Source organism: Rhodococcus sp. T7, from assembly GCF_009872365.1.
Classification (GTDB): Bacteria; Actinomycetota; Actinomycetes; order Mycobacteriales; family Mycobacteriaceae; genus Rhodococcus_F.
In genome coordinates, this window is record NZ_WXYH01000077.1 from 1 (window position 1) to 12293 (window position 12293).

At 63.6% G+C, this 12293-nt stretch carries 10 protein-coding genes; 3 read left to right on the plus strand and 7 right to left on the minus strand.

Annotated elements, in window-relative coordinates:
- Positions 1-57 precede the first annotated feature (57 nt).
- Positions 58-1086, plus strand: a complete 1029-nt coding sequence (locus MLGJGCBP_RS10010) for an acyl-CoA dehydrogenase family protein (protein ID WP_160095193.1) — start codon at positions 58-60, stop codon at positions 1084-1086.
- A 109-nt stretch (positions 1087-1195) separates the two neighbouring features.
- On the opposite strand, the gene MLGJGCBP_RS10015 is transcribed toward MLGJGCBP_RS10010, so the two are convergent.
- From MLGJGCBP_RS10015 to MLGJGCBP_RS10040, 6 genes are all read right to left on the minus strand, one after another.
- Positions 1196-1996 carry a crotonase/enoyl-CoA hydratase family protein gene (locus MLGJGCBP_RS10015; RefSeq protein ID WP_160095195.1) on the minus strand — a complete coding sequence of 267 codons (801 nt, stop codon included), beginning with the start codon at positions 1994-1996 and terminating at the stop codon, positions 1196-1198.
- Between the two features lie 162 nt (positions 1997-2158).
- Positions 2159-3064, minus strand: coding sequence for an alpha/beta hydrolase (locus MLGJGCBP_RS10020; RefSeq protein WP_160095197.1), 906 nt, complete (start codon positions 3062-3064; stop codon positions 2159-2161).
- A 45-nt stretch (positions 3065-3109) separates the two neighbouring features.
- The gene (locus MLGJGCBP_RS10025; RefSeq protein ID WP_160095199.1) at positions 3110-4726 is read right to left on the minus strand and encodes a flavin-containing monooxygenase; all 1617 of its coding nucleotides are present in this window, start codon (positions 4724-4726) and stop codon (positions 3110-3112) included.
- A 101-nt stretch (positions 4727-4827) separates the two neighbouring features.
- A complete protein-coding gene (locus tag MLGJGCBP_RS10030) occupies positions 4828-6300 on the minus strand; it encodes an aldehyde dehydrogenase family protein (protein WP_160095201.1) in 1473 nt (490 codons plus the stop codon).
- A gap of 1207 nt (positions 6301-7507) precedes the next feature.
- Entirely contained in the window at positions 7508-7888 is a 381-nt protein-coding gene (locus tag MLGJGCBP_RS10035) for a hypothetical protein (protein WP_160095203.1), read from the minus strand.
- 76 nt (positions 7889-7964) lie between these two features.
- Positions 7965-8249, minus strand: coding sequence for a YciI family protein (locus MLGJGCBP_RS10040; RefSeq protein WP_160095205.1), 285 nt, complete (start codon positions 8247-8249; stop codon positions 7965-7967).
- Between the two features lie 95 nt (positions 8250-8344).
- Here MLGJGCBP_RS10040 and MLGJGCBP_RS10045 point away from each other — a divergent pair, with 95 nt between their 5' ends.
- The gene (locus tag MLGJGCBP_RS10045) at positions 8345-8509 is read left to right on the plus strand and encodes a hypothetical protein (RefSeq protein WP_160095207.1); all 165 of its coding nucleotides are present in this window, start codon (positions 8345-8347) and stop codon (positions 8507-8509) included.
- Positions 8510-8520: 11 nt separating this feature from the next.
- Here the strand turns inward: MLGJGCBP_RS10045 and MLGJGCBP_RS10050 are convergent, their stop codons facing one another.
- A complete protein-coding gene (locus tag MLGJGCBP_RS10050) occupies positions 8521-9603 on the minus strand; it encodes a M48 family metallopeptidase (RefSeq protein WP_160095209.1) in 1083 nt (360 codons plus the stop codon).
- Between the two features lie 335 nt (positions 9604-9938).
- Between MLGJGCBP_RS10050 and MLGJGCBP_RS10055 the strand changes: the two genes are divergently transcribed.
- Positions 9939-12281 (plus strand): transketolase-like TK C-terminal-containing protein, encoded by a 2343-nt coding sequence (locus tag MLGJGCBP_RS10055; protein ID WP_236581012.1) that lies wholly within the window; start codon positions 9939-9941, stop codon positions 12279-12281.
- Positions 12282-12293: the final 12 nt, after the last annotated feature.

Sequence of the window (12293 nt, forward strand, 5' to 3'; positions counted from 1 at the left end):
GGGCGGCACCAACGAAGTTCTGCGCGGCGTGATCGCGCGGGGATTGGGGATGCGCTGATGCACGCACCAACCACGGTCGACGCGAACCTGACCGACATGATGTCCGCAGTCTTTTCCGATCACCGGGAACGGAACGGGTCCGAGAACGGTATCGCCACGTGCGATCTTGCACTGTGGGCACAACTCGACGAACTGGGTCTCGCCCGGCTGACCGGCCGCGAAGAGACCGGCGGCAGCGGCGCAGGTTGGTACGAGGCAGCGCAACTCTTGCGCGCCGCGGCGTCGCACGGAGTCCGGATTCCCCTCGCCGAACACGACCTGCTCGCCGGTTGGCTCCTCGAAGAGGCCGGTCTACCGATGGACAATGCGCGCCTCACCGCATGCGTACTCGACGAGAACGGCGTCGCCCGCGGCGTGCCGTGGGCGTCCCAGGTAGACAAGATCGTCACGGTCTGGCGGAAGAACGACACGTACGTCGTCGCCGACCTCGAGACAACAGTCTTCGACATCACCTCCGGGTCCAACCTCGCCGACGAACCCCGCGACGCCGTATCCGCTGACACGATCGCATTGTCGGGCACCGCAGTGTCGGACTCGGTGATCCGACGACTTTTTCTACGGGGCGCCCTCATCCGGGCGCTGCAGGCGTGTGCCGCCCTCGACCGCATCCTCGATCTCTCCGTCGCCCACACCACCGAACGAGTGCAATTCGGACGCCCCCTGGCCAGGTTTCAAGCCGTGCAGAACCTGGTGGCCGATATGGCCGCCGAAGCTTCCCTCGCCCGAACAGCGACCGAAGCAGCACTGACGGAAGCGGTCCGCACACAGTGGTCGAGTGAGAACCTCGAACTCCCGATTGCCGTCGCCCGGTCGTGCGTCGGACACGCGGCATCGGTCATCGTCCGTAACGCCCACCAGGTACACGGGGCGATCGGCACCACCCGCGAGCACAGGCTGCACGAATTCACCAAGCCCGCACTGGCGTGGCGCTCGGAATTCGGATCCGTCCACTACTGGGACGAGATCTTGACCACCGCCGCACTCGAAGCAGGATGCGAAAATATCTGGAGCCTCATCACCCGCTGAAGTGCCCAGGCGCTACCAGAACTAACACCAGTTTCGCGAGCAGAACTGAAGGAAGAACTCCGTGGAAGCATCAATTCGCATCCACGGAGTTCTTCGGTTCTCGGGCACATCACTCGCCGGTGAAGGCAGCAATTCGCTTCTCCATGAAGGCGTTGACCGCCTCGGTGTGATCGGTCGTCTGCTGAACCAGCGCCTGCATGGCAGCGGACAATTCGAGGAGACTGTCGAGGCTTTGGTGCTGCCCCTCGCGGAGGAGCCTCTTGGCCATCCGTACCGAGTGTGGCGGATTGGCGGCCACCCGGCCGGCGAGCGCGCGAGCTTCGTCGAGTAGCTTCTCCGGCGCAACGACACTGGAGACCAATCCCCACTCGAGTGCCTGGACCGCGTCGACACGGTCGCCCGTCAATATCATCTCTGCGGCCCGCGCCATCCCGACGGCCTTGGGTAGCAGCCACGCGCCACCGTCACCCGGGATGATTCCCAGCTTGACGAAGCTCTCTGCAAAGAATGCCGTTTCGCTGGCAATACGGAGGTCGCACATGAGGGCGAGGTCGCATCCGGCACCGATTGCGGGACCGTTCACTGCTGCGATGAGAGGCACGTCGCAGTTGTACATGATCCGCGGAATCCGTTGTATCCCCGCTCTGTAGCCATCCCGTTGTTCGTGAGGCTTCCCACCGAACAATCCGCGGCGATTCGCCATGTCCTTGACGTTGCCGCCGGCGGAAAACGTCGCTCCGGCGCCGGTGACGATGACAGCTCGCACGCCGTAGTCGGCGTTGACGGCATCGACGCAGGCGACCAATGCGTCCACAACGTCCATCCCGGAAATGGGATTGCTCTGCGCGGGTCGATTGATCGTCCACGTCTCGATGAACCCGTCGCGTTGGACGAGCACTGGACTATCCATGGGTGTATCTCCCTCTCTTCACTGCGGATCGACCGTTCGACTGGTGCCCGACCGGCACGCGAACGAACTCGTCGGCGGCGGTATCGACCGCCGCCGACGAACACGTTCACCTCCTGCCGCCGAGCACCTTCGCGTTCATACGCACGCTGCGCATGGCAGGGTTCAGGCGAGACCCAACTTGGGTCGCAGCCACCGGGCAATCCGGCTCAACGCTTGATCCGCCTCGGGTGCCCGACCCGCGTTGAAGTGGAATACATGCTGTTGCTCATCGACCACGTCGAGCACGACCTCGCCGCTCACTTTCTCGATCAATTCGGCCAACCGACGTGAGTCGTCCAGCAGGGTCTCATAGCCTCCGACCGATACGTACACCGGAGGGAAGTCGGTGTAGTCGTTGAGCAGTGGGTTCGCCCGCGCGTCCGTTGCATCTGCGGGGTCGGAGAGGAACATCTCCCGCATCATTTCCAGAACCGCCCTCTTGGCCAATACGTCGACCGCGTCGTTCGAATCGACCGTCAACCCCTTGATCTCCATATCGAGCCACGGTGAAAGTGCGACGACGGCAGCAGGAGTGGGAAGTTCCGAGCTCGCGAGTTCGAACGCCGTCGAGATCGCGAGATTGGCGCCCGCCGAGTCGCCGACAGTCGCCGTGTACTCTGACTTGTAACCCTGCGTGCGGAGCCACGTTTGGACGGCCATGCAGTCTTCGAGTTGGGCCGGGTGCTTGTGCTCCGGCGCGAGCCGGAAGTCCACGATCAGGGCGTGAACACCCGTCAGTTTGGCGAGGTGTGCTGCGAGCTTGCGGTGGGAGAACCGTGAACCTGTCGCGAACCCGCCACCGTGGGTGAAGACGATCACGCGGTCCTCGGCGGCCCCCAGAGGCTTGGCCCACATTGCCGGCACACCGTTGGCTGTCACTTCCTCATAGGTGACGTCGGTGGGTTCGATGGTCGGAAGATGCCATTCTTCGAACATATCTCGCTGACTGGCGAGGTCCATTCCTTCCGACCGGGTAAGCCACGAAGCGTACAGGTCGTTGAGGAACAGGGATTCTTTGCTCACGGACATGCGTTGCTCACTTTCATCACTACTCGAGGGAGGAATATTGACTGCTCAGGAAAGCGTGAAGCCCTTGTATCCCGCACACACGGTCTCGTCCCACTTGGCCAGGTAGAGGGGAAGACCACCGGGGTAGTTCAGCAACTGCCGCGGTTTACCCGGGACGTTGGCACCCATGTACCAGGAGTCGGCTTTGTCGTAGAGCGCCTCGGCCGTCAGCTCGGCGACGTGATCGGACCAGGCAGCATCCGCGTCCGCCTCGGATTCGATACGGTTCAAGCCGTTGTTCCGCATGTAGTCGAGGGTGTTGACGATGAGGTCACCTTGGATCTCCGCGCAGCTGGGCCCGTTGCAGAAGCCCGACGGGCTCAGTGGTCCGTAGAGGAACAGCAGGTTGGGGAATCCTGCCGTTGCGACTCCGAGGTTTGCCCGCACACCGTTCGACCACTTGTCCCTGAGCAATGTACCGTCGGTGCCGCGAATGTCGATGGCGGTCAGGCCACCGGTGACGGCGTCGAAGCCCGTTGCATAGACGATGATGTCGAACTGGTGCTCTTCGGATGTGGTCCTCAGCCCGGTACGGGTGATCGTCTCGATCGGGTCCTCGTGCAGATCGACGAGACGGACGTTGTCCTGGTTGAAGATGTCATAGTACGTCCGCTCCAGCGAGGGGCGCTTCACGCCGAAGGGGTACGCCTTCTTCATCGGCGCCAGCTTCTCGGCGATGACCGGGTCCTTGATCCGGGCACGCGTCCGGTCACGCCAGAACTCGTAGGCCGTGTCGTTTGCAGCATCGTCGACAAAGACGTCTTGGTACGTTCCGAGCCAGAACTCGAAACCGAACTCCCACAGTCGCTCATATGTGGCGGTCCGCTCCTCGTCGCTCACCTCGAATGCCGACTTGGGAATGAAGTCGAAGTCGAAGCCGGAGAACGACGCCGAACGACGACTGAATCTGTCCGCCAGATCGGACTTGATCTTCGCGTTGTCCTCGTCGGTGAGCTGGCGCTGTCGCATCGGGAGCGCCTGAACGGGGGTGCGCTGGAAGATGGTCAGCTGTGCGGCTTCCCTCGACGCCTCCTGAGCGACCTGCACACCGCTGGCGCCGGTACCGATAATGGCGATTCGCTTTCCTGCGAAATCGATTCCGCCTTCGGGCCACAGACCGGTGTGGTGGCTGATCCCTGCGAAGCTGTCCATTCCCGCGAGCTTCGGGAAGATCGGCTTTGCCGCGAATCCGGTGCACAGAACGAAGTACTTGCAGACGAAAATGCTGCCGTTCTCCGCGGTCACGGTCCAGGTGTTCGTCTTATCGTTGAACTCGGCGGAATCGACCCGGGTGTTGTAGTAGATGTCCTTGCTCAGATCGAGCTTCGCGTCGACGTACTTGAAGTAGCGGCGCAGTTCGTCGCCTCCGGGGTAGAGCTCGGAGAACGCGAAGTCATCCCATAGGTCGGGGCGCGTGAACTGGTAGATGGGACCTTCGCTGTCCACTCGGGCGCCCGGGTAGCGGTTCCAGTGCCAGATTCCGCCCAGGTCCTCACCCGCCTCGACTACTTTCACCGAGTATCCTCGACTCCGCAGATTTTCGAGCTGGTACAGCCCGGCGAATCCTGCTCCTACGACGAGAACGTCGAGTACTTCGGTCACGGCTGGTGCGGCAGTGCTCATGTTGTCTCCTTTGATACCGAGTGTTGCTTGGGGTTTGTTGATTGCGCTCTGTGTCGCAGACTGTGATGAGCTGATTACGGGAAGGCCGGCCGGCCTGGCTTCTAGGTCCAGCGGACATACGCGGTCTTGGTGGTTGTGAAGAAGGTACGTGCGGCCTTTCCCTGTTCTCTGCTCATGCTGCTCGAGCCTTTGAGCCCCCCGAACGGCACATGTGGCTCGACACTGCTGGTCTCGCGATTGATGTGCACCAACCCCGATTGTGTGCGCCGGATGAAGGTCATCGCGGTCGCGATGTCTCTGGTGAACACTCCGGAGGACAGGCCGTAGTCCGTGTCGTTCGCGACCTTCAGCGCATCATCGAATCCGTCGACTTCCTGCACGGTCACGACTGGTCCGAAGATCTCCTCCCGGACGAGCCTGCTCTTCTCCGACACTCCGGTCAGGATGGTGGGTGCGATATAGCAAGTGTCGGAATCGAACTCCCTGCCCGTCAGGAACTCGGCGTTCTCGTCGCGGGCGAGTTGCAGGTATCCGGCCACCGTGTCCCGTTGCTCCACCGAGGCCAGTGGGCCGATGTCGGTGGCTTCGTCGTACGGATCACCGACGACGAGCGCATCGGCGTGCTTCACCAGCAGTTCTCGCAGCCTGGGGGCGACGGTGCGGTCCACGTATATCCGGCTCGTCGCTGTGCAGCGCTGTCCCGCGTGGAGCATCGCGCTCTTCACGATCTGCAGCGCTGCATCCTCGACATCGGCGTCGGCAAGAACGATGGACGGGTTCTTGCCGCCCAGCTCGAGCTGGACTTTGACGTTGCGATCGCCGACGGCCTGACGGAGTCGCGACCCCACTGCACCCGAACCGGTGAAGGTCAAGGCTGCGAGTTGCGCGTTCCCGGTGAGTGCCGCCGAAAGCTTTCTACCGCTGCCCGTCACCAGATTGAGGACCCCCGCTGGCAACCCGGCTTCTGCGAGAATCCGCGTCAGGAACACGGCGGATCCGCAGGCCGGCTCGGCGGGCTTCCACACAACTGCGTTCCCGAAACCTATTGCTGCCGCGATCTTCCACGCCGGAAGCGCGAAGGGGAAGTTCCACGGTGTGATTGCACAAACGACACCGAGCGGCTCCTCTACCGTCATCAGCATCGTGTGTGAATCAGCACTGGGGTATGTCTCTCCACTGGGCTGCAGGATCTCACCCGCGTAGTAGCGGAGAATGGCGACACTTCGCAGGACCTCGGCGCGTGCGTCGCGGATCGCCTTCCCCATGTCCGCGGTGATCGTCAGGGCAGCCTCGTGCACGCGGCTTTCCAAAAGGTCAGCGGCAGAACGAAGAAGATCCGACCGCTGAATCGCTGTCGTCTCGGACCACGCTGATTGGGCACCGGCGGCGGCCGCATACCCAGCCTCGACATCGACGGGAGTCGCCGAAGCGTAGATTCCCGTCACACGGCGCAGATCGGAGGGATCGACACGCTCGAAAGTGTCGGTGGCGGTGCTCCATCGACCTGCGATGTACAACGTTCTCCCGTCGGCGATCGACGACGACAACGCTGGGTGGTCCAAGTTCACGGACATTCTTGTTCCCCTATCTGTTTAGGCGCAGAAATGGGTGGAAGTTTCACCACTCGGCGCGGAGATGATGAATGGCATAACCCGTGCGCAATGCGGCAGACGTGCCGGTGCGAAAATCCTCTCGGCATATCCGTAGTCCGTACTTGTAGCGCGGGTGGGTCGATGTCGGACGTTCCGTGCTCAGGACAGTAGCGCGACGGCAGACGAACTAACTGGAACAACTTGCTTGCTCGTTCTCAAAAGACCTGCACTAAACATACTTTGAAGTCTCTCGGGAATTGAACTCGCTGACGCCTGGCACCTTTGGTCGGCACCCAGACTGACGCCGTCCGCCCACCGACTCTTGACGAGATCCGCAACCCGTTCGCAAATCCAGTTGCGGCACAGAGAGACATCGAATCGTTGCGAGGGCGCGATGGCCAGCTGGCGGTCCAACGCCCCGACCACCTTCCAACCCGATTCACCCATGACTCCTCATGCTCAAAGTGACCTGAAACACCTTGCAGGGCAAGCATGACACCCGCATCCTGAAATCACAATAGGAGATTTATTTACGTATATAAGCAATATGAGCTGCTGTCCAGTGGGAGATGTGCGACAAAACCTGGCGGGATCGAGGAGGCGGGCGGCATAGATGGTCGATCTCGCCATCCGATCCTGGAGTCGATGGCCCAGGCCGGCACCGACTAGTCCTGTCCAGCATCTCGCCGGCACACCCGCGCTCAACACACGACGTGCGCGACGTACTCCTGGGCAGAAGAGGGTCAAACTATCCTGCCCGCAAAGACTTCGAAACCCAGCCTTCGCGAGCAGGCATGACCGTCGCCCCCGGTCCCGGCGTCATTTTTTTGAGCGAGAAGGGTACGGGGTTGGTAGCTGCGACTGTGGCTGGAACTACAGCACAAGTCGAGAGCACTCGAAGGAGTCACATCCTTCGGGCCGCACCTGTGGCAGTGGGAATAGCCTTCATAGGGAAGAAGGAGACCTTACTGCCGCGGCTTGAACTCACTGTTCACCTTCTCCTCGGATCCGGAGCCGGTCGCCAAAGTGATCGACATCGTCGGCCTGTGCTTGAACCCACCGACAGCGCGAATTGTGTTGTGCGTGGACGAAAAGTTGCAGATTCAGGCTCAGGACCGGACCGCACTGGTGCTGTCGATGCGGATCGGCTCGCTCGGGAGGCCACCCACGACTACGCCCGACACGGCACCTACACCCTGTTCGGCGCCTGGATGTCGCCACCGGCAAGGTCACCGGGCTGCGCATACCGCGGCATCGCCCTCAGGAGTTCCTCATCTTCCTCAAACAGCTCACTCGCGCCTACCCGGAGCGAGAGCTGCATCTGGTGATGGACAACGCCACCCACAAAAGTGGCCGAAGTCCGGGTGTGGCGGGGCGGACGGTCCTCGTGTTCATGTGCATCCCACGCCCACCTCGGATCATGGATGAACCTTGTGGCGGTGTGGTTCGGAATAATCGAACGGCGGGCCATCCACCACGGACCTTCGCCTCCATCAAGGAGCTGACCACGAAGATCCGCGGTCATCAGCGGATGGAACACCCGCTGCGCGCCGTTCGTCTGAACCAACACCGCCAAGCGTACTTACCAAGGCGCAGCGTGAAGATACTTCAATCACGAGCCAGGGGACCGACGTTCCGCATTGTCGTTAGACGCCGACGAGAGGGCCTATGACCGGATTCCATTGGTAGATGTGCTGCTCTACGACGACGCCCTGCTTGACGTAAGGATCCTCCGCAAGCAGAGAACGCAAGGCGTCTTCGCTGACCGCTTGGAATACCAGTAGGGCTCCGGCGCCGTCAGCCCAGGCGCCGGCCTCCTGCAGCACGCCTCGGGCAGCGGCATCCTTGACGAAAGTCAAGTGTTCGGCATGCGCTGCCTCTTTGACCGAGGCATCGGTGGTATACGACCAGATCACAGCGAACAAGGCCATGGTTACTCCTCAAAGGGGAATGAAACATGAAACGGCTCCGAATATGCACATGAAGTGCGCACTCGAGAAGGTTAGAAGTACGGATGAGGTGACTCGTGTCCTATTTCGCAACAGTGGTGGTGTGGGATCTGCGGGAACGGCGCGGGACGTTCCGGTTCACCGGCCGACTGCGGTCGGTCACCTACACCCCCGGACCGGTGCGGGTGCCCGAACCGGTCATCCAGGAGGTCGAGGAGCTGGCGGAAGCGATGGCCGACTGACGGCTTCCTGATCAGTCGTCGCCGTCGGGATCCTTCTTGCCGTCGGAGTTGCGGCGCCAGTGGGTGAACCGATCCTTGATGTCGGCCGCGACGTCGCCGACACCGTTCCCGACGGCGTCGACGGTGGTACCCAGTCCGCTGCCGATTTCACGAAGCATGCGGATCAGCGGGTCGTTGGACGCGTCGAAATTCTGTTTGTACGTCTTCGCGGCCTTACGGAACTCTTCGCCGATCTTGGCGTCGTCGTCCTCGTGGCGGCGGGGGTATTCCCCACGCAGGATCGCCGCGTAGGCGCCGCTGTCCACCCACTTCTTCAACTCGGCGGCGCGCAGCACCGAGAACGGGTGGGCGAGCAGTTCGATGTTGAGGAGCTTGAGGACGCCGTCGCGCAGGTCCCCGCTGGCGTCGTATTCGGCGGCCTGGGCCAGGAACGCGTCGGTGTCGATCTCACTCACCCGGGAACCGCCGGCCAGCTTCAGCTGCACGCGGAGGGCGGTGTGGACGTCCTGCCCGCACAGCAATCCGGCACGGTCACTGGACAATTCGGACTTGCGCTGCCATTCCATGAGCGCGGCGATGATCGCGCGCAGCGCCCACCCGCCGATGGGCATCCAGCCGATCGTCCCCGCCAGCCGCATCAGATGCATGAGGATCGTGCGATACACCGCGTGCCCGGACAGCGCGTGACCGAGTTCGTGACCGATGACGAACCGCTGCTCTTCGTAGTTCATCACGTCGAGCAACCCGGTGGTGACGACGATGAACGGCCGGTCCATGCCGATGGTGAACGCATTCACCACCGGGGTCTGCAGCACGAACAGCTCGGGGGTTTCGTCGGCGCCGAGGATCCGCACGCAGTCGCTGCGGAGGTCGTGGAGATCGCTGAACTGCCGTTCGTCGACGCGCACCGACGTGGCCAGGTACATCAGCCGGTGCTGACGCTCCTGCAGCAGACCCGAGATGGTCCGGAAGACGGTGTCGAACCCCTTCAGCGTGCGCAGGGTGACGAGCGCCGCCCGGTCCGCCGGGTGCTCCCACGCCCGCGAACTGATCTCCGGGAACGCCGTGCGAACGCGGTCTGGTGTGGTGGTCAAATCGATCCCCCTGAGTTGGTGTGCGCGGTGCGGAGCCCTCCCGGTCAGGGTAGCGCCGGGCGGTAGCGACGGCGGTCGTGCTGGTCATTCTGCCAACCGCCGACCGCGGCGTCCGCGCCGTGAATGCGCAGGATGCTCAAACTCGATCCTCGGTATTGCTCAAAGTGCGTTCCGATGGTCGACTATTGTGAGAGATCTGCACACAGGACCTCGAAGATGCGGTGAGGCCGGTTCCCACAGGTCCGCCTGCCCGTCACCGCCGATCCGCCTCGCTCACGAACTGGGCCGAGGAGGATCGGATTCGGTGCCAGGAACTCACAGGCAAGGACGAAACCATGAACGACGCCCGCACGATCGGTGCCCACACGAACCAACTCGCCCCGCGCTCGATCACTCCGGAAGCGCTCGTCGAGATCGAGCAGCGCGTGTTGTGGTTGGCGACGTCGATGATCCATCACGCCAACCGGGTTCGCCCGAATCCGACGGGGTTGAAGGTGGGTGGGCATCAGGCGTCGTGTGCGTCGATCGCGACGATCATGACGTCGTTGTGGTTCGAGCAGTTGCGGCCGGGAGACCGGGTGTCGGTCAAACCCCATGCCTCGCCGGTGCTGCACTCCATCAACTACCTGCTGGGGGAGTTGGATGAGAAGTACCTGACGACGTTGCGGGAGTTCGGCGGCCTGCAGTCCTACCCCAGCCGGGCGAAAGATCCGGATCCGGTGGACTATTCGACCGGGTCCGTCGGGATCGGTGCGACCGCCCCGATCTGGGGTGCCATCGCCCGCCGCTATGTCGACACCACCATCGGCGGCGCCGGCACGGGCCGGCAGTACTCCCTTGTCGGCGACGCGGAACTGGACGAGGGCGCGGTGTGGGAGGCGATCCTCGACACCTCCGTCGCCGAACTCGGCGAGATCGTGTGGATCGTCGACCTGAACCGGCAGTCCCTGGACCGGGTGGTCCCCAACATCGCCGCCGGCCGGCTCGAGGCGATGTTCTCCGCCGCCGGGTGGCAGGTGATCACCGTGAAGTTCGGAACCCTGCTCGAGTCGCTGTTCACCCGGGCCGGTGGTCCGGCGCTGCGGACCCGGATCCTGGACATGCCCAACCCCGAGTACCAGCGGCTGCTGCGCTGCGGCGCCGAGGAACTGCGTCGTCGTCTGCCCGGCGACGGCCCCGACGCTTCGGCGATCGCGGCCCTGATCGCCGACCTGGACGACGACACCCTGCTGCGCGCGATCCGCAACCTCGGCGGCCACGACCTCGACGCCCTCCGGCAGGCGTACGCCCGGATCGACGACACCAGCCCGACGGTGATCATCGCCTACACCATCAAGGGCCGCGGCCTGCCCACCCAGGGCCATCCGCAGAATCACTCGTCGCTGCTGACCGTGGAGCAATACCAGCAGTTGGCGGGCGAGCTGGGGATGGACCCGAACGATCCGTGGGCGCGGTTCGCCGCCGATAGTGTGCCCGGCCGGGTGTGCGCGGCGGTTGCCGGGTGGCTCAAACGTGACCCGGTGCAGTTGGCGACCCCGCCGGCGGTGCCGGCGGACATCGGCCGCACCCCGTCCGGGACATCGACGACGCAGGCCGCGCTGGGCCGGGCGCTGCTGGATCTGTCGCGGGAGGCCCCGGACGCGGCGAAGCGGGTGGTCACGGTCAGCCCGGACGTGTCGTCGACGACGAACCTGGCAGGCTGGCTGAACAAGGTCGGGGTGTGGTCACCCAACGAGCGCCGCAACTGGTTCGACGACGACGCCGAGACGATCATGCACTGGCGGGAAAAGCCCACCGGACAGCACATGGAACTCGGCATCGCCGAAACCAACCTGGTCGGGTTGATGGGGGAGCTCGGAGCCACGTGGAGCCGGTGGGGGCAGCCGCTGTTCCCGATCGGGGTGATGTACGACCCGTTCGTCGAACGCGCCCTCGAACCGTGGTCGTACGGGATCTATGCGGGCGGGCAGTCGATCCTGGTCGGCACCCCCTCCGGCGTCACGTTGGCGGCGGAGGGTGGGGCGCATCAGTCGATCAAGACCCCGTCGATCGGGCTCGAGCAGCCGGGGTGTGTGAGTTTCGAGCCGGCGTTCGCGATCGACACCGAATGGACCCTCCTCGACAGCATCTCCCGGTTGGGCCGCCCGGACGGGTCGTCGTCGTATCTGCGGCTCTCCACGCGGCCGGTGGATCAGACCCTCGCGAAGGTGCCGTCGGATCCGGCGGCGCGGGAACGCCGCCGGAGGCAGGTCGTGGCCGAGGCGTACACGTTGCGGCACACCGGCACGCCGGTGGTGACGTTGGTGGGGATGGGTGCGATGATCACCGAAACCCTGACTGCGGCGGACCGGTTGGCGGAGCAGGGCATTGCCGCGGATGTGGTGTGCGTGACCAGCCCCGGACTGTTGTTCGAGGCGGTGCAGGCGCGGCGCGGTCTGACCGAGGGTTCGTCGTGGATTCTGGATCAGGTGTTCCCGGCGGGGCGGGCGGCGCCGATGGTGACGGTCCTGGACGGGCACCCGCACACTTTGGCGTTCCTGACCGGCATCAACCAGGTGCCCGGAGCGGCGCTCGGGGTCAGCAGGTTCGGGCAGGTCGGGTCCCTCGACGAGGTGTACCGGTATCACGGCATCGACACCGACAGCATCGTCCGCGCCGCCCTCGACCTCACCGACTGAAAGCTGCCGTGT

Excerpts from the sequence above, each read along its gene's own strand:
- MLGJGCBP_RS10040 (WP_160095205.1), bottom strand. The coding sequence starts at position 8,249 with ATGGCCTTGTTCGCTGTGATCTGGTCGTATACCACCGATGCCTCGGTC.
- MLGJGCBP_RS10015 (WP_160095195.1), bottom strand. The coding sequence starts at position 1,996 with ATGGATAGTCCAGTGCTCGTCCAACGCGACGGGTTCATCGAGACGTGG.
- MLGJGCBP_RS10010 (WP_160095193.1), top strand. The coding sequence starts at position 58 with ATGCACGCACCAACCACGGTCGACGCGAACCTGACCGACATGATGTCC.
- MLGJGCBP_RS10055 (WP_236581012.1), top strand. The coding sequence starts at position 9,939 with ATGAACGACGCCCGCACGATCGGTGCCCACACGAACCAACTCGCCCCG.
- MLGJGCBP_RS10030 (WP_160095201.1), bottom strand. The coding sequence starts at position 6,300 with ATGTCCGTGAACTTGGACCACCCAGCGTTGTCGTCGTCGATCGCCGAC.
- MLGJGCBP_RS10020 (WP_160095197.1), bottom strand. The coding sequence starts at position 3,064 with ATGTCCGTGAGCAAAGAATCCCTGTTCCTCAACGACCTGTACGCTTCG.
- MLGJGCBP_RS10025 (WP_160095199.1), bottom strand. The coding sequence starts at position 4,726 with ATGAGCACTGCCGCACCAGCCGTGACCGAAGTACTCGACGTTCTCGTC.